15 protein-coding genes and 1 pseudogene are annotated in these 17033 nt (G+C 72.9%); 7 read left to right on the top strand and 9 right to left on the bottom strand.

Features of this window, described 5'->3' with window-relative positions:
• Positions 1-11: 11 nt before the first annotated feature.
• From ACZ5WE_RS16385 to ACZ5WE_RS16375, 3 genes are all read right to left on the bottom strand, one after another.
• The gene (locus tag ACZ5WE_RS16385) at positions 12-905 is read right to left on the bottom strand and encodes a hypothetical protein (protein WP_467686310.1); all 894 of its coding nucleotides are present in this window, start codon (positions 903-905) and stop codon (positions 12-14) included.
• Between the two features lie 55 nt (positions 906-960).
• A complete protein-coding gene (locus tag ACZ5WE_RS16380; protein WP_467686311.1) occupies positions 961-2487 on the bottom strand; it encodes a hypothetical protein in 1527 nt (508 codons plus the stop codon).
• 80 nt (positions 2488-2567) lie between these two features.
• A complete protein-coding gene (locus ACZ5WE_RS16375) occupies positions 2568-3284 on the bottom strand; it encodes a GntR family transcriptional regulator (protein ID WP_467686313.1) in 717 nt (238 codons plus the stop codon).
• Between the two features lie 170 nt (positions 3285-3454).
• On the opposite strand from ACZ5WE_RS16375, the gene ACZ5WE_RS16370 reads away from it, so the two are divergent.
• From ACZ5WE_RS16370 to ACZ5WE_RS16350, 5 genes are read left to right on the top strand one after another with little or no spacing between them, the layout of a single operon-like run.
• Positions 3455-4756 carry an MFS transporter gene (locus ACZ5WE_RS16370; RefSeq protein WP_467686315.1) on the top strand — a complete coding sequence of 434 codons (1302 nt, stop codon included), beginning with the start codon at positions 3455-3457 and terminating at the stop codon, positions 4754-4756.
• Positions 4753-5544: a putative hydro-lyase gene (locus tag ACZ5WE_RS16365; protein ID WP_467686317.1), complete on the top strand. Its 792-nt coding sequence runs from the start codon at positions 4753-4755 to the stop codon at positions 5542-5544. Before ACZ5WE_RS16370 ends, ACZ5WE_RS16365 begins: the two co-directional genes overlap by 4 nt.
• A gap of 35 nt (positions 5545-5579) precedes the next feature.
• A complete protein-coding gene (locus ACZ5WE_RS16360; RefSeq protein WP_467686319.1) occupies positions 5580-6356 on the top strand; it encodes a LamB/YcsF family protein in 777 nt (258 codons plus the stop codon).
• A complete protein-coding gene (locus ACZ5WE_RS16355) occupies positions 6353-6988 on the top strand; it encodes a 5-oxoprolinase subunit B family protein (RefSeq protein WP_467686321.1) in 636 nt (211 codons plus the stop codon). Before ACZ5WE_RS16360 ends, ACZ5WE_RS16355 begins: the two co-directional genes overlap by 4 nt.
• Entirely contained in the window at positions 6985-7854 is an 870-nt protein-coding gene (locus ACZ5WE_RS16350; protein ID WP_467686323.1) for a 5-oxoprolinase subunit C family protein, read from the top strand. The genes ACZ5WE_RS16355 and ACZ5WE_RS16350 overlap by 4 nt, the downstream gene beginning before the upstream one ends.
• A gap of 21 nt (positions 7855-7875) precedes the next feature.
• Here the strand turns inward: ACZ5WE_RS16350 and ACZ5WE_RS16345 are convergent, their stop codons facing one another.
• The 5 genes and pseudogenes from ACZ5WE_RS16345 to ACZ5WE_RS16325 all read right to left on the bottom strand — a co-directional run bounded on the left by ACZ5WE_RS16345 (position 7876) and on the right by ACZ5WE_RS16325 (position 13295).
• A complete protein-coding gene (locus ACZ5WE_RS16345; RefSeq protein WP_467686325.1) occupies positions 7876-8718 on the bottom strand; it encodes an SGNH/GDSL hydrolase family protein in 843 nt (280 codons plus the stop codon).
• Positions 8715-9942, bottom strand: a pseudogene (locus tag ACZ5WE_RS16340) (glycosyltransferase). The gene ACZ5WE_RS16345 and the pseudogene ACZ5WE_RS16340 overlap by 4 nt, the downstream one beginning before the upstream one ends.
• The gene (locus tag ACZ5WE_RS16335; protein WP_467686327.1) at positions 9939-11069 is read right to left on the bottom strand and encodes a glycosyltransferase family 4 protein; all 1131 of its coding nucleotides are present in this window, start codon (positions 11067-11069) and stop codon (positions 9939-9941) included. The pseudogene ACZ5WE_RS16340 and the gene ACZ5WE_RS16335 overlap by 4 nt, the downstream one beginning before the upstream one ends.
• Before the next feature lie 112 nt (positions 11070-11181).
• A complete protein-coding gene (locus ACZ5WE_RS16330) occupies positions 11182-12600 on the bottom strand; it encodes a HEAT repeat domain-containing protein (RefSeq protein WP_467686329.1) in 1419 nt (472 codons plus the stop codon).
• A gap of 302 nt (positions 12601-12902) precedes the next feature.
• Positions 12903-13295, bottom strand: a complete 393-nt coding sequence (locus ACZ5WE_RS16325) for an ankyrin repeat domain-containing protein (protein WP_160503704.1) — start codon at positions 13293-13295, stop codon at positions 12903-12905.
• A gap of 295 nt (positions 13296-13590) precedes the next feature.
• On the opposite strand from ACZ5WE_RS16325, the gene ACZ5WE_RS16320 reads away from it, so the two are divergent.
• A complete protein-coding gene (locus ACZ5WE_RS16320; protein WP_160503705.1) occupies positions 13591-13785 on the top strand; it encodes a hypothetical protein in 195 nt (64 codons plus the stop codon).
• 45 nt (positions 13786-13830) lie between these two features.
• The gene (locus tag ACZ5WE_RS16315) at positions 13831-15438 is read left to right on the top strand and encodes an ATP-binding protein (protein ID WP_467686331.1); all 1608 of its coding nucleotides are present in this window, start codon (positions 13831-13833) and stop codon (positions 15436-15438) included.
• A gap of 36 nt (positions 15439-15474) precedes the next feature.
• Here the strand turns inward: ACZ5WE_RS16315 and ACZ5WE_RS16310 are convergent, their stop codons facing one another.
• Positions 15475-16974 (bottom strand): SCO1417 family PLP biosynthesis transcription factor, encoded by a 1500-nt coding sequence (locus ACZ5WE_RS16310; protein ID WP_467686333.1) that lies wholly within the window; start codon positions 16972-16974, stop codon positions 15475-15477.
• Positions 16975-17033 lie beyond the last annotated feature (59 nt).

Raw genomic sequence — 17033 nt, 5'->3', positions numbered from 1 at the left:
CGTCGGCGCGTTCAGGAGTGGAAGGGCAGGCCCGCGTCGGCGGCCAGCTCCAGATCGTCCGTCTCTTCGGGGGGCAACAGGGTCGCGGACCCATCCGTGACGGGCACGATGCCGAGCTCCAGAAGCTCGGCCATGGCAGCGCCGCCCGCCATGTCGCGCACCTGCAGCTGATAGCGGGCGGTGGTGCGGTACGTGCCCCCGGAGTCGTCGCCCGTGCGCTGCAGGAACCCGGAGTCGGTGAGGAACGCGACGGCCTTGCCGATGATCCCGGTGGTCGACCCGGCGAGGCGGCGGGCGTCCTTGGTGGCACCCGTCGAGCTGCGCCGGGCCCAGATCCGCCAGGCGGCCTCCAGACCGGGGGCGTCGGTCTGCGGGTCGGAGTTCTCGCCCTGCTCCTCGGCTCGCTCCTCCAGGCGGTGGCAGGCCTGCCGTACGAAGGCGTCGACTCCGTTGACCGTGACCCGGCCGATGTATCCGTCGTCGGCGAGGTCCTCGGGGCGCGGGAACGCGAGGGCGGCGACGGCGAGATGGGCCAGGCCGTGCAGGAAGCGGTCGGTGGAGTCGGCGGCCGTACGGCGTGCGTAGTCGCCCATGCGGACGGCGAACACGGAGTCCTCGGCGGCCGTCACGGCCATCCCCGCGCGCGGGGACACCTCCAGGACGACGAGCCCGAGCCCGGCGGCGACGGCGTCGGCGAGCCGCGCGAACGGCGGGTCCTCGCGGTACCTGCGCAGCAGCTCGGCGTACTCCTGGTCGCGGGCGGGCTGGAGCTTGGGCTGGAGTCCGAAGGCGACGAGGCGCGCGGCGTCGGCGGCGTCGGCCGGGGTGATGGCGGCGGTCGCGGCGGGCGGCGCCGATGTCTCCGGTTCGCCCCACGCGGTGTGCTCTGCGGGGTGCTCGGTCACGGCTTGTGCTCCTTGCGGCGGTCGTACGTGCGAGTCGTGCGGGTGTCGGGAGTGCTCACGCCGTCTCCGTCCGGCCGGCCGCCATGCCGGCGGCGTCGAGCAGCGCCGTGCCCACGATGAGGTCGGCGCCGCCGAATTCCGGGTCGTCGAGTTCGGTGCCGTCGTCCACCGCGAACAGGAGCTTCTCCTCGCCCTGGCGGTAGGCGGTGCCGACCGGCGGGCTTGCCGCGTGCACGGCGAGCAGGGCGACCAGATACGGCAGTTCGGTGTCGCGTTGGCGGGCGTCGGCGAGCAGTCCGGACAGGCGCCGGGGCGCGTCGGCGGGCAGGTCGAGCAGCTCCATGGCGTCGGCGAGCTGCTTTTCGCTGAACCGGCTGTCGTCGGGCGTGGCGATGAGATCGGGCTCGGGCATCTCCATGCCCAGGTGCTCCCGCTCCTGCGGCGGCGTGAGCAGTACGTCGACCAGATCCCCGACGCGGACGGACACGGGGGTGCGCAGCCCCGTCCCGCGCGCGAAGAACGCGCCGGTCACGCGGCTCGCCTGCTCGACCGGGAGCGGCAGGACAGGAGCGACGAGCTGCCCGTACAGATCGAGGCCGGTGCGTGCGGTGGGGGCCGCGAAGGCCTGGCGGTCCTGTTCGGCGCGGAACAGCGGGCCCGCTTCGAGGAGGCGGGACTGGAGCTGTGTGTGGCGGCGGATGCAGTCCTTGACGATGTCGACGAGCTCGGCGGCGCGGCGCTTGTGCTCGGGGTCCTCGGACTCGTCGCGTGCCTTGCGGATGTTCGTCAGGATGGCGTTCTCGTGGCGATAGCGGTCGGCCACGTGGTCGAGCGCCTCCGCGATCATGTCGGGGACCGCCTGGAGCCAGTCGACCGCGCGGACGTTGCGCCGGGTGGCGTCCAGGGCCCTGCGGAGCGTCTCCGAATACTGCACCGTCCGATACCGCGCCTGCTCGGCGGCGAGCTGGGCGTCGGCGAGGCGGCCACGGCTGATGAGCACCTCGAGCTTCACCTCGGCGGCGATCTGGGCGCTCGTGACGTCGGTGTCGAGGGCGCCCACGAGAACGTTGACCGCTTCGTCCGTCGTACGGAGATAGACACTCCCCCCGTACCCGGGCACTTCCTCGATCAGCTTGAAGTCGTAGTCCCTGCGCACATAGGTGCCATCAGGCGCGAAAGTGCCGTACACGGCGCGGAAGCCGCGGTCGACGCTGCCGACGTTGATCAGGTTCTCCAGGACCCAGCGGGCCACGCGCTCGTGCTCGGCGACGGGTCGGCGGGGGGCCTGGGCGCCGACGCGCGGGAGCAGCCTGGCCACTATCTGCTCGTGGTCGGCGCCCGTGTCGAAGTCCATGTTCAGTGTGACGAGGTCGATGGCGGAGAGGGCCACTTCCGCCATCGCGTACACCGAGTACTCGCCCGCGAGGTTGGCCTTGCGCACGTCCAGGTCGTGCAGCGGCGCCGTGCAGGCGAGCGCGCGGAGCCGCCGCGCCAGGCCCTCGTCGGCGGCCGGGCCCAGAGCGGGCCTCGGCCCCGCGCTGAGCTGGGGCGGAGCGGTGTCCGTAACGGCAGGCGAAATCACGCTGCACAGACTAGATCCTCGGTCTGACAACGGTCGAAACGGCGCAGATCTGACAGCGCCCTTCCGGTGTCCGCCTGCGGTCAGGCGCCTGCCCGCCCGCCCTCCGCCACGCGTCGGCCGTAGACCTCGACGAGGCCGCGGCGCGAGTCGTCCAGGTAGACGGCGAGCAGCCGTTCGGCCTCCGCGGCGTCCCCCTCCTGGAGGGTCTGCAGTATCTGTCGATTGCGTACGAGGTACGGCTCGTGCAGTCGGCGCGGATCGTCCACCACGTGGAAGGCCAGGCGCAGTTCGGCGAAGACGCTGCGCATCACCTCGTCGGTGCGGGCGCTCCCGGCGAGCGCGACCAGCTCCCGGTGGAAGTGGATGTTCGCGGTGGAGACGCCCTTCCACTTGCGCTCGCGGGCCGCCTTCGTGCCGTCCGCGACAGCACTGGCGAGTCCGTCGACGGCGAAGGGCGGGTCGCCGAGGCCGCGGACGACCGCACACTCCACGAGGCGCCGGGTGCGGTAGATGTCCTCGACATCCTCAATCGTGAGAACTCGGACAAATACCCCGCGATTGAGCTGATGGACCAGCAGTCGTTCGTGCGTGAGAAGACGGAAGGCCTCGCGCAGCGTGTTGCGCGAGACGCCGAGCGCGCCACCGATGCTGTCCTCCGACAGGCGCGCTCCCGGCGGGAAGTAGCCCTCGGCGATGCGGCTCCGAAGGATGTCCGAGACCCGCTCCGCGGTGCTGGTGCGCCCCAGAAGCGCGCGGTCGTCGGCCAGTCCGCTCCCGTCAGCCATTCCCTCAGCCATGCCCGGATTCAATCGCAGATACAAGAACGAGACAACATGGGTATTGAGGGATCGTTCAACGATCCTCTACCTTGTCGAGCACGGCCCGGTCCCCGCCCGTGCCGCACGCCCTGCCCGAGCCCCACCCCTTGCCCGCTCCGCACCCTCCGTCCCCCTCCTGCGAGGTGCCCATGAGCACACCCCCTCCGTCCCAGGCCGTGTCGACCGACACCCCTCCCGTGGACAGCGAAACCCCCGACGACGACGGCGCGTTCGGCTGGCTGCGCGCTCTGGGCCCGCGCGGCCGCCGCGCCTTCGCGGGCGCCTTCGGCGGCTACGCCCTCGACTCCTACGACTACTTCACGCTGCCGCTGACCATGGTCGCGCTGGCCGCGTACTTCAATCTGGACAGCGGCCAGACCGGCTTGCTCACCACGGTCACGCTGGTCGTCTCCGCGATAGGCGGCGCGGTCGCCGGGGTCGTCGCCGACCGGATCGGCCGCGTCAAGGCACTGATGATCACGGTCATCACGTACGCCGTCTTCACCGTCGCCTGCGGCTTCGCGCCCAACTACGAGACCCTGCTGGTCTTCCGCGCCCTCCAGGGCCTCGGATTCGGCGGCGAGTGGGCGGTCGGCGCGATCCTGGTCGCCGAGTACGCCACCGCCAAGAACCGCGGCCGTACGCTCGGCGCGATCCAGAGCTCCTGGGCGGTCGGCTGGGCGCTCGCAGTGATCGTCTACACCCTGGTGTTCCAGTTCCTCGACGAGGACATCGCCTGGCGTGTGATGTTCTGGACCGGCGCGCTGCCCGCCCTGCTCGTCGTCTACGTGCGACGCAACGTGCAAGACGCCCCCGAGGCGGCAGAGGAACGCAAGAAGAGCGCGGACAAGGGGTCGTTCACCGCGATCTTCAAACCCGGCCTCCTGCGCATCACGCTCTTCGCGGTGCTGCTGTCCACCGGCGTACAGGGCGGCTACTACACGCTCGCCACCTGGGTGCCCACATACCTGAAGACCGAGCGCGGACTCACGGTGGTCGGCACGGGCGGGTATCTCACGTTCCTGATCTCCGGGGCCTTCATCGGCTACCTGGCCGGCGGCTATCTCACCGACATACTCGGCCGCAAACGGAACATCACGCTCTTCGCCTTCCTCTCCGCGGCCAGCATCCTCGCCTACACGAACATCCCGGACGGGGCCAACGGCCTTCTCCTTGTGCTCGGTTTCCCGCTCGGCTTCTGTATGTCGGCCATTTTCAGCGGCTTCGGTTCGTTCCTCAGCGAGCTCTACCCGGCCGCCGTACGTGGCACGGGGCAGGGCTTCACGTACAACACCGGTCGCGCCGTGGGCGCCGTCTTCCCCACCATGGTCGGCTTCCTGGCCGACAGCTGGGGCGTGGGCGGCGCGCTGGTCTTCGGTGCGATCGGCTACGCCATCGCCGTGCTCGCGCTGTTCGGGCTGCCCGAGACACGTGGGAAGGAGCTGGTGTGAGCCTGTCGACCACGGCGGCGCAGAGCCCCGAGGAAGCCCGCGCGCTCTTCCGTTCGGGCACGAGCGGACCGACCGCGGGCTGGGCCGCCGGCCACACCCAGGCCAATCTGATCGCCGTGCCCGCCGACTGGGCGTACGACATGCTCCTGTTCTGCCAGCGCAACCCGAAGCCCTGCCCGGTACTCGATGTCACGGACGCGGGCTCCTGGACCACTCCCCTGGCGCCCGCCGCCGATCTGCGGACGGATCTGCCGCGCTACCGGGTGTGGGAGGACGGTGAGTTGGCCGACGAGCCCACGGACGTGGTCGACCGGTGGCGGGACGACCTGGTGTCGTTCCTCATCGGCTGCAGCTTCACCTTCGAGTGGGCGCTGACGGAGTCCGGCGTTCCGATGCGCCATGTCGAGCAGGGCCGCAACGTCTCCATGTACGTGACCGCCCGCCCCTGCCGTGCGGCGGGCCGGCTGCACGGTCCCATGGTCGTGTCGATGCGCCACGTGCCGCCCGCGCACCTCTCGGCGGCGATCAGGGAGACCTCCCTGCTGCCCGCCGTACACGGCAGCCCGGTGCACTGCGGCGACCCCGCGGGGCTCGGCATCGACGACCTGACCCGGCCCGACTTCGGCGATCCGGTGACCGCCGAACCCGGTGACATCCCGGTGTTCTGGGCATGCGGAGTGACACCGCAGGCGGCGGTGATGGCTTCGCGGCCGCCGTTCGCGATCACGCACGCGCCGGGCCAGATGTTCATCACCGACGCCCGTGACGAGCAGTACCGGGTGGCCTGAGCGGGCCACCGAGCAGAAACAGGAGATCTACGCAGATGACGGAAGCCTCGGCCGACGCCGTGATCGATCTGAACGCCGACCTCGGTGAGGGCTTCGGCCGCTGGCGCCTGACCGACGACGAGGAGCTGCTCTCCGTCGTCACCAGCGCCAATGTGGCCTGCGGCTTCCACGCGGGGGACGCGGTCACCATGCGCCGCGTGTGCGAGCGGGCCGCCGAACGCGGGGTGCGGATCGGGGCCCAGGTCTCCTACCGCGACCTGGCGGGCTTCGGACGCCGCTCCATGGACGTCCCGGCCGACGAGCTCGCGGCCGAAGTGGCGTACCAGATCGGCGCACTGGAGGTCTTCGCGCGGGCGGCCGGCGCGCGCGTGTCGTATGTGAAGCCGCATGGTGCGCTCTACAACCGCGTCGTCCACGACGAGGAGCAGGCGCGCGCCGTCGTCGAGGGGGTCCTCCTGGCGGATGACGAGCTGCCCGTACTCGGGCTGCCCGGATCGCGCTTCCTGGAGGTGGCGGGCAAGGCCGGACTGCCCGTCGTCACCGAGGCGTTCGCGGACCGGGCGTACACCCCGGAAGGAACACTCGTGCCGCGCGGCAGCGACGGCGCCGTCATCACGGAGGCGCAGGCCGTCGTCGAACGCTCCGTGGGGATGGCCCGGTTCGGCGCTGTCACCGCCCGGGACGGCCTGCGGATCGACGTCCGCGCGCGCTCGCTGTGCCTGCACGGCGACACTCCGGGTGCGGTGGCCCTCGCCCGGCAGGTCCGGGCACGCCTCGAAGCGTCGGGTGTCCGCGTGGAGGCCTTCGCGTGAGGGTGCTTCCGGTCGGCGACCTGGCACTGCTCGTGGAACTCGCCGACGGCGACGAGGCGCAGGCGCTCCACGCCGAGCTGCTGCGCCGCAGGGCCGCGGGCCTGATCCGCGTACGGGAGATCGTGCCCGCCGCGCGCACGGTGCTCCTGGACGGCCTTGACGACCCCGCCCGCGTCGGCGCGGAGCTGGCCGCCCTGGAGATTCCGCCGCTGTCGTCGCGCGCGGAGGACGTACGGGAGATCCCCGTCCGCTACGACGGGGCCGATCTGGCGGATGTGGCAGCGCACTGGGGCGTGCCGGTGACGGAGGTGGCGCGGATCCACTCGGCGGCCGAATACCGGGTCGCCTTCTGCGGGTTCGCTCCCGGCTTCGGCTATCTCACCGGGCTGCCGGAGCGCTACGACGTGCCTCGGCGGGCCACACCTCGTACGAGCGTCCCGGCCGGCAGCGTCGCCCTGGCGGGGCCGTACACCGGGACGTATCCGCGCTCCTCGCCCGGCGGCTGGCAGCTGATCGGCACGACCGATGCCGTGCTGTGGGACCACGCGCGCGTGCCTGCCGCACTGCTCACCCCCGGGGTACGGGTGCGCTTCGTGCCCCTGCCCGGAGCACAAGAGCCGGAGGAACGATGACGGACCGTGCCTTCGCCGTCGTACGGGCCGGGGCGCTGACCACCGTTCAGGACCAGGGCCGTCCCGGACACGCCCATCTCGGGGTGCCGCGCTCCGGGGCCCTGGATCCGGCCGCGGCCCGCCTCGCCAACCGCCTCGTCGGCAATCCACCCGACGCGGCCGTCCTGGAGACCACGCTCAACGGCTGCTCCGTGCGGCCGCGTTGCGCGGTGACGGTGGCGGTCGTGGGAGCGCCCTGCCCGGTGACGCTCGACGGCCGCCCGGCGGCGTGGGGCACGCCCGTGCGGGTCCCGGCGGGCGCGCTGCTCGACGTCGGAGCGGCCCTCTCCGGAGTACGCGGCTATGTCGCGTTCAGCGGCGGAGTGACCGTCGACCCGGTGCTCGCGAGCCGCTCCACGGACCTGCTCTCCGGGCTCGGCCCGCCGCCGCTCGCGGACGGCACCGTCATCCCTCTGGGGAAGGCCGCCACCCCCCACGCGCGCGTGGACACCGTCCCGCACCCCGCACCACCCCGTGAGTTGGTCCTGAGGGTGACGCCCGGTCCGCGCGCCGACTGGTTCACTCCCTCGGCCGTGCGCACACTGACCACGCGCGCGTACCGGGTGTCGTCGGCGAGCAACCGTATCGGCCTGCGCACCGAAGGGCCCTCCCTGGAGCGCGCGTTCACCGAGGAGCTGCCCAGTGAGGGCATGGTGCTCGGCGCCGTCCAGGTGCCGCCGGACGGCAGGCCCGTGGTGTTCCTCGCCGACCACCCGACGACCGGCGGCTACCCGGTGATCGCGGTGGTCAGGGAGGCGGATCTGGCCGGGGCGGCCCAGGCGGTGCCGGGGACGCCGGTGCGCTTCGTCCCGGCGGCACGGCGCTGATGTTCCCTGGGGTCTCCTCTGCTACGCGGCCTCCGGCTGCTCGACCGCGGTGAGTGCGGCGAGGGCCGCCGTCACCGCGTGGGTGGCGCTCAGGTCGAGCCGGGCGCTGCTGCCCCGCACCTGATGGCGTACCTCGTCGGCCGCGAGGGTGAGCAGCTGGGGCAGCAGATCCGTGCACCGCCGTGCCACCCAGCCGGTCCCGGCGGTGGCCAGCCACAGCAGGCTCGCCGACCGGGTGGGTGAGGGCAGTTGGGGCGCGCACGTGGGCGGGTGACCCGTCGCGAGGCCCCGGGCCGCGAGCAGCGCGTGGAAGCGCGCGGCGACGAGGCGGTGGCCCCCCTCCCCGGGGTGCAGCCGGTCCGCGCTCCACAGGGTGCGGTCGGCCACCCACTCGTCATCGGCGAGGTGCAGGTGGGCGGCGCCGTACCGCTCGGACAGCGCGTGTACGACGGCGTTGACCGCGCGTTGCCGCCGGGCCAGCGGGCGGGCCAGCGCGCCCGGGAGGCCGAGCATGGCCCCCGGGTCGGGTAGACAGGCGGTGAGCAGCTGGGCTCCTTGCTGTGCGCAGGCACCGTAGATCCCGTCCAGCCGCGCGGCGACGGCACGGATGTCGAACGTGCAGCGAAGGGTGTCGTTGACGCCGACGATCACGGACGCCAGGTCGGGGCGCAGCTCCAGCGCCGCGGGGAGCTGACACTGGAGCACGTCCGAGGTCTGGGCTCCGCTGACGGCGACGTTGTGGAACGCGACGTCGCCGCAGGACGCGGCCAGCAGCGCCGCCCAGCCTCGCCACCCCTCCTCCACGGGGTCCCCGACGCCTGCGGTGAGCGAGTCCCCCATGGCCACGAAGCGCAGCGGCTTCACGAGGCACGCCCCTCATGGGAAGCAGGCCCGCTAACGGCGGCCCCGGCCCCGAGCCCCGCCTCGTGCGCCCCCAGGAACGCCGCAACCGCCCCCCTCCCACCCGAAGCACTCCGCACGCGCGCGTGCCGTCTCCCTGCGGATGTGCTCCGGGCGAGCCAGGAGCGCCCGCACGGCGCTCGCGAACGCCTCGCCGCTGTCCGTCGCCACCGCACCCGCACCGCCCACGATCTCCGGGAGCGCCGACGAGGCGCTGGCCACCACCGGCGTACCGCACGCCAGCGCCTCCAGGGCCGCGAGGCCGAACGTCTCGCAGGGGCCGGGGGCGAGGCAGATGTCAGCGGTGGCCTGCAGCGCCCCCAAGGCCGCGCGATCCGCGAGGTGCCCAAGGAACGTCACCGGCAACCGCCGCTCGCGCGCCCGCAGTTCGAGACGCGCACGCAGCGGCCCGTCCCCCGCCACCACGAGGACCGCCGGAACACCCCGGCCACGCAGCACCTCCAGGGCGTCCAGCGCCACGCCCGGCCGTTTCTCCACCGACAGCCGGGAGCAGAGCACAAGGAGCACCTCGCCCCCGGGTGCGTAACGGGCACGCACGCGTGCATCACGCAGCCCCGGACGGCAGCCCGCGAGGTCCACTCCCAGTGGCGCGCGCACGACATTGCGCGCCCCGATGCGGACGAACTCGCGCTCGGCCCACTCCGTGGTGCACACGACCCGCGCGTAGGCGTGCGCGGTACGGGAGTTGAGGGCGTCGGCGGCACGCAGGGCGGCCTGCCGCGGCAGGCCCCAGGAGCCGAGGACACCGTGCGCCGTCTCGTGGGAGACCATCACGGACGGGATCCTGCGATGCCGGGCCCACGCCCCGGTCCAGCGCAGTGTCGTGCGGTCGGACACCTCGATGCGGTCGGGGGCGAGTCGTTCGAGGGCCCGGGCCGCCCTGCGGCGGTCCGTGAGGACGCGGTAGCCGCCGGTGCCGGGCAGCAGGGTGCCCGGCAGGGTCACGACGCGGCCCTGGTCGGTGTCGCGGACGCCGGACCGCTCGCCGGGCACGATCAGCACGGGATCGTGCCCGGCCGCGCGGTAGCCGCGCCCCAACTCCCGCAGCGCGGTGCGCAGTCCGCCCGACGAGGGCGCGACGAAGTTGGCGAGGCGCACGATGCGCAAGGCATCGGAGCGCGGCCCGCCGGGCCGTACCGTGGCCTCCCTGTACAGGGCCGCCCTCATGCCGCCACCGCCGTCCGCGCCGCGAGCACCTCGGTGTAGTGGTCGACGAGCTGCTCGCCCACCGCGCCCCAGGTCCGCCCCTCGACGGCCGCGCGCCCGGCCCTGCCGTACGCGACACGCAGCCCCGGGTCGGCGGCGAGAGCCCAGACCGCGTCGCGCACCGCGAGGGCGTCCCGGGGCGGCACCAGGACTCCGGTGCGGCCGGGTACGACGAGGTCGAGCGGTCCGCCGGCGGCGGGCGCGACCACCGGCACGCCGCTGGCCATGGCCTCCTGCACGGTCTGGCAGAACGTCTCGTGGGGCCCGGTGTGCACGAAGAGGTCCAACGAGGCGAAGATCCGGGCGAGTTCGCTCCCGGTGCGGCGCCCCAGCATGACGGCGCCCGGCAGCGCCGCCCGGACAGAACCCTCGCTGGGGCCGTCGCCGACGACGACCAGCCGCACGCCTTCCAGGGCGCACACCCCGGCGAGGAGTTCGACCTGCTTCTCGGGAGCGAGCCGCCCTACGTAGCCGACGATCAGCTCACCGTTCGGCGCGAGTTCACGGCGTACGGCCTCGTCGCGAAGGGCGGGCCCGAACCGGGCGGTGTCCACACCGCGCGGCCACAGCCGCACCCGCGGCACTCCGTGCGTGACGAGATCGCGCAGGGCGGCGGACGACGGCGCGAGCGTGCGGTCGGCCGCGGCGTGGACGGCGCGGATACGGCGCCAGGCGGTTGCCTCCCCCATCCCCATGTACGTACGGGCGTAGCCGCCCAGATCCGTCTGGTAGACGGCGACGGCGGGTACGCCCAGGCGCGCGGCGGCCGCCATGCCCCGCGCACCGAGAACGAACGGGCTGGCCAGATGGACGAGTTCGGCCCGGTGCGCGCTCAGCGCGGCAGACAGACGGCGGCTGGGCAGCGCCACCCTGACCTGCGGGTATCCGGGGAGAGGCAAGGAGGGGACGCGGATGACGGGGCAGGGCGCACCGGCATCGGCCGGGGCGTTCGCCCCGGCCGCGGGGGCCGGGGCGATGACGAGGGGGTCGTGACCGCGGGCGACGAGCTGCCGGGCGGTCTGCAGGGCGCAGTGCGCCACGCCGTTGACGTCGGGAGGGAAGGATTCGGTGACGATGACGACACGCATACCCGTGTTGTCGTCGTGCGGGGCGTGGTCACGTCAACGTGGATCTTTCCTGGCGAGGAACGTCCCATGAGCGTTCCCCCCCCCGCATGCCCCGCCCCGGGGACGCGTTCGGCTACACCTCGGCCGCGTCGGGGCCGATTCTGCTGCGTACCGCGGTCTGCACGTCGTCCTCCTCGGCGGGGTCCGCGGCGAGCCTTCTGAGCTGGGTGACCACGCGGGCGTCGCCGGTCTCGGCGTGCCGTGCGGCGACCTCGCGGGTGGACTCCTCGCAGTCCCACAGGCATTCGACGGCGAATCCGGCCGCGAAGGAGGGATCGGTGGCGGCGAGCGCGCGGGCCGCGCGGCCACGGAGGTGGGAGGAGGCGGTCTCGCGGTACACGTGGCGAAGGACGGGGGCCGCGCAGGCGATGCCGAGCCGTCCGGCACCGTCGACGAGTGTCCAGAGGGTCGGCGCGTCCGGGCCTTCGCCTCGGACGGCTTCCCGGAGTGCGGCCAGTACGAGCCTGCTGTCCTGGGCGCCGCCTCTGCAAGCGAGCACCCGTCCCGCGGCGGCGCCGAGCTCGTCGGGCCGCTGGGCCCAGCGGCGGGCCCGTTCCACGGCGGCGACGCCGCGCATCCGTTCGAAGGCCTCGGCCGCGGCGTCCACGACGGTCCGCGACGGGCTCTGCACCGCGAACTCGATCAGGTCGAACACATCGGGATCATGGGAGTCCGCGAGGTAGCGCAGGGCCGTCCCGCGCGCCCCGTCGGAGCCGTTGCGGGCGGCTTCGAGGATCTCGGCCCGGTCATCGGGCCCGGCGACGGCGCTCAGGCAGCGGGCGGCCGGCACGTGCAGGACGGCGCCGCGCTCGAGCCCTTCCTGTGCCCAGTCGAAGACGGCCTGCACGCTCCAGCCGGGGCGTGGCCCCGACGGTCGCATCTGTTGCTGCCAGCGGTCGAAGGAGCCCTGATCCCGTGCGGCTCGCACGCGGGCGCCGACGCCCTCCCTCGGGTCCTGCTCCCACAGCCGCCAGGGCCGGGGTTCGTAGGCGTCGCGCACGGCGGCGGCCAGTTCGGCCTCGCCCTGGGCGTCCGAGGGGAATCGGGCGAGCACGGGCACGGCGAGGGCGCGCAGGCCCGCGTCGTCGTCCCGCAGCGCCAGCTCGTCCAAGGCCCAGGCCCAGTTGGCGCCGAAGGCCGCGTACCGGCGCAGCAGTTCGAGGGCGTCGTGCCTGCCGTACGAGGCGAGGTGTCCAAGGACGGCGAGCGCTAGGCCGGTGCGTGAGTCGTCCGGGTTCAGGACGTCCTCGGCGTCGAAGAGGTGCCGCTCGATCTCCTCGATCCCGCCGCGGAGATCGAGGTAGAGCCTGGCGTAGTACAGGGAGCGGTTCTCCACCTGCCAGTCGTGGCGTGGATCGTGGAGCACGCAGGTCTCGAGGGCGGCGAGCGCCTCGGAGCGGGGTGCGGTGAGCGCGTGCAGCGTGCCGTCGCCGCGGCCCCGCTGCAGCAGGCCGAGCAGCGTACCGCTGGGCGCTATGACCGGATCGAACATGGGAAACAGCCTCACATCAAGCGTCGACGCAACCGGGAATCGTGAATTACCTGGCCGTGTGCCAACACGTCGGGCCGCCCGCCGTCTCTTGCTTGCTGTAGACCATCTTCCTCTGCCTCTCGTCGGTGGCCCGTGGGGATCCCGGACGGGAGGTCCGGGGGCGGGCCGCTCACGGTCCGCGCGGTGCGGCAACTCCTGCCCCGCCGTCGCGTCCGTGAATCACGTCGTCATGATGACCCAGCGGTTCAGCCCGCCGCGACCACATTTCCAGCGCCCCCGTTGTTGCTGGTCAGGTACCCCGCTCAGGCGGCCCCGAACAGCTCGAGCAGCTCCGTCTTGGCAAACATCCGCGCGGTGTCCACCGCCGACGGTGTGCCCGCGGCCGGATCCGCTCCTCCGTCGAGCAGCGCCCTGATCACGGCGTCCTCGCCCTTGAAGACGGCGCCGGCGAGCGGCGTCTGTCCCCGGTCGTTGGCACGGTTGGCGTCACCGCCCCGCTCCAGAAGGGCTCTGACCGCGTCCGCGTGACCGTGGTAGGCCGCGAGCATCACGAGCGAGTCGCCGCTGTCGTTGGTGAGGTTCGCCGGAACGCCTGCGTCCACGTATGCGGCCAGGGCCGCGGTGTCGCCCTGACGAGCCAGATCGAAGATCTTGGTCGCCAGCTCCACGACTTCCGGGTCGGGGGCTTCGCTCATGGACCAGACCGCCTTTCGACTGCGGGGTGACTCGGGGGTCGTACGGCGCCGAGTGCAGCCGTACGAGTGAATCGACAGGGTACTGCCCGTCCGGGTACATGACGGGGGGCGCCCGCGGCAAAGATCACGGAGGCACCCGGACGCCCTCCCAACCCGCGCTCGGGCGGCTCAGCAGCCTCCGCCATTCGAGGGAAATTCAGGAAAATTCCCCCATTTGCACCTTTTATCGTATGGATACATGCTGTGAACCTGGAACAACTCATGGTGACTGTCCCCACCAACCAGGAGAACCGTCATGATCCTTTCCATCTCGGGCGTCGTGCTGCTCGGCATCATCGTCTTCCTGTTCTTCCGCAAGGACGGCCTCAAGGCGTCTCACGCGGTGGTCTGCGCGCTCTTCGGCTTCTTCATGGCGGGCACCGCCATCGCCCCGAGCATCAAGGCCGGCAGCGCGAGCCTGGCGAGCCTCCTCGGCGGGATCAAGTTCTGACGCCTCTCCCTCCCTGTCGTACGTTCGCACCATCTGGAGACTGACGTGGCCCGGCGCCCCCTCCCCCGCATCCTGAGCAACGGCACCGCCTCGATCGCCCGGAGCCGGGAGTTCGCACGGTCGGCCGCCGACAGCGCCACCGACGTCCTCCACCCGCTGATCACGATCACTCGTGGACTGCGCCGGCTGGCAGCCGCCGGGCGGCGCAAGTGGGCCGACACCCCCAAGGACAAGCGCGGACCGCTGCTGTTCCTCGCGGCCTCCGTCGTCCTGGTCATGGTCCTCATGCCGTACGGTCCGCTGCTCGCCGCCATCTGCCTGATGGGGGCCGCCGCGTGGACCGGCAGGGAACGCACGGCGCCCGCCCCCACCGGCCCCGACGAGGCGCAGACCCAGCGGCTGCAGTCCCTCTACGAAGCGCTCGTGCCGTACTTCTCCGTCCCCGAGGATCCAGCTCCGCTCTTCGCGCACGGCGGCGAATGGGACAAGGCCCTCACGTCGTACGAGTTCGACGACGACGGACGTGTCTCCCATCTGGTGGTGCGCTACCCCGCGTACTTCACGGACGGCGAGGCCGAATCCCGCACACGGATCGAGCAGCTGCTGCACGCCAAGTCGGGCCGCGGGCGCGAGTACCACTTCGAGTGGGACGAGGAGGGCAACCAGCTCACGGTCAACGTGCTGCCCCCGCTGCCCACCGACATCGCCGCCCAGCGGTTCGTCACGGCCCCCGGCGAGACCGTGCTCGGCTTCACCGATCCCACCGGTGTCCAGCGCACCCTCCCCGTGACGGACGGCGACGAGCAGCGCGACGTGCCCCCCGTCGTCTGGCGCACCGGCCCCCGCTCCACCGAGCCGCACCTCCTGGTGGTCGGCGAACCCGGCAGCGGCACCACCACCCTGCTGCGCTCGGTCGCCCTGCAGGCCCTGCAGCACGGCGACGTCCTGATCATCGAGGGCAGCGGCATCGGCGACTACGCCTGCCTGAACGGACGTGACGGAGTCCTGGCCATCGAGTGCGGACTCGCCGGAGCCCTGGCGAGCCTGGAGTGGGCCGCACACGAGACGGAGCGGCGCCTCATCTCCGCCAACCGAGCCCGGCAGGCGGGCCACCCCGCCCCGGAGGACACCAAGCGTCCCCTGTGGATTCTCATGGACCGCCCCAGCGTGCTCGGTCACCTCGCGGCGGCGGACGGCCGCAAGGACCCGCAGTCGCTGCTCCAGGTGCCGCTGCGGCACGGCAGAGCGGCCAACGTCACGGTCGTCGTGGCCGACCAGTTCGACAGCCTGGACACCCTGAGCGACCCCGTGCGTCAGCACACACGCGCGCGCGTGGTCCTCGGCCCCACGACGCTCGACCAGGTCGAGGGCATCCTCGGGGTGCCGCCGCGCACGACGCCCACGTCCGACATCCCGCCCGGCCGCGGGTACGCCCGGCTCGGCACGGGTCCGGTGCACCGGCTCCAGGTCCCCGCGACGCCCGATCCGTACGACGACGCGACGAGCGAGGCGCACCGGCGGGCGGTGACGGAGCTGCTGCCCGCGCGGAGCACCCCCGCCGACGCCGAAACGAGCACCGCCACCGAGGCCGACGCCGACATCGTGGCGCCCGCGCCCGGCACGGCGCCGGAGCCCGTCCCCGCCGAGGGCTGACGCCCAGGGGTCAGGACCCTCAGAACCTCGGGACCCTCAGGCCACGAAGGCCCGCGGCGTCTCCACCCCCGTGCCCGCCCCTGTCTCCACCAGACGCGCGGCCGCGGCCAGCCGCACCGCGGCCTCCTCCGCCACCGCGCCCCCCACGGTGAACGGCAGCCGCACATACCCCTCGAAGGCTCCGTCCACGCCGAAGCGCGGCCCTGAGGGGACCCTGACCCCCACCCGCTCGCCCACTTCGGCGATGCGGGAGCCGGAGAGGCCGCCCGCACGCGCCCACAGGGTGAGTCCGCCCGCCGGTACCGCGAACTCCCAGCCGGGCAGTTCGCGGCGGACGGCGGCGACCAACGCGTCGCGGTTCTCGCGGGCCTGGGCCCTGCGCACCTGCACGGCCGACTCCCAGCCGCCGGTGCTCAAAAGCCAGTTCACTGCCAGCTGCTCCAGGACGGGGGTGCCCATGTCGGCGTACGCACGTGCCGAGACGAGGCTGCGGATCACGTCGGGCGCCGCCCGCACCCAGCCGATGCGCATGCCCGCCCAGAAGGCTTTGCTGGCCGAGCCGACGGTGATGACGGTCGAGCCCGCCGGGTCGAAGCCGCAGACGGGGCGCGGCATCGTCAGGTCGTCGTCGAGCTGCAGCTCGATCATGGTCTCGTCCACGACGAGGACCGTTCCCGCGGAGCGCGCGGCGTCGACGAGCCCCCGCCGCTGGTCCTCGTCGGCGAGCGCGCCCGTGGGGTTGTGGAAGTCCGCGACCACGTAGGCAAGGCGGGGCGCGGCGTCCCGCAGCACCTGCCGCCAGCGGTCCAGGTCCCAGCCATCGAGCCCCTCGGACATCGCGACGGGGACCAGGCGGGCACCCGTCTCGCGCATGAGCTGGAGGATGTTGGCGTACGACGGGGACTCGACGGCGATGCGTTCGCCGCGCGGTGCGAACAGGTGGCAGATCGCGTCGATGGCGCCCATCGCGCCGGTCGTGACCATGATCTGTTCGGGCATCGTCGGGATGCCGCGCGCGGTGTAGCGCTCGGCGAGCATCTGGCGCAGTGCGGGCAGCCCGGCGGGGAAGTCGCCATGCGTGTGCGCGTACGGAGGGAGTTCCTCCAGGGCGCCCTGCACGGCACGGGTGAGCCAGGGCTCGGGCGCGGGCAGTGCCGCGCAGCCCAGGTCGATCATGGAGCCGAGCGCCTCGGGCGGGAGGGGTTCGAGCCCGCGCGCGGGCAGGGGGTTGCCCGCGGGGACAGCGGTCCAACTGCCCGCTCCCCTGCGGGACTCCAGGAAACCTTCAGTGCGCAGCGCCTCGTACGCGGCCGCTACCGTGGTCCGGCTGACGGCGAGTGACACGGCCAGCTCGCGCTCGGCGGGCAGCCGGGCGGCGACCGGGACGCGCCCTTCGAGGACGAGCATGCGGATGCCGTCGGCAAGGGCCCGGTAGGCGGGCGGGCGGCGCGTGCCGGGGCCCGCGGGGCGCGTCTGCTGGGAGGTGAGCAGCCGGGCGAGCTGCGTGGCACCCACCGCCGAAGTCCACTGAGCCATGATTCCCAGTCCACCTTCCTGGAATTGGCCATGGTTGGCATCCCTTTACGAGCCACAGA

This window comes from Streptomyces sp. NPDC033180 (assembly GCF_055577645.1).
This window is presented reverse-complemented; position numbering and strand designations above follow the sequence as displayed.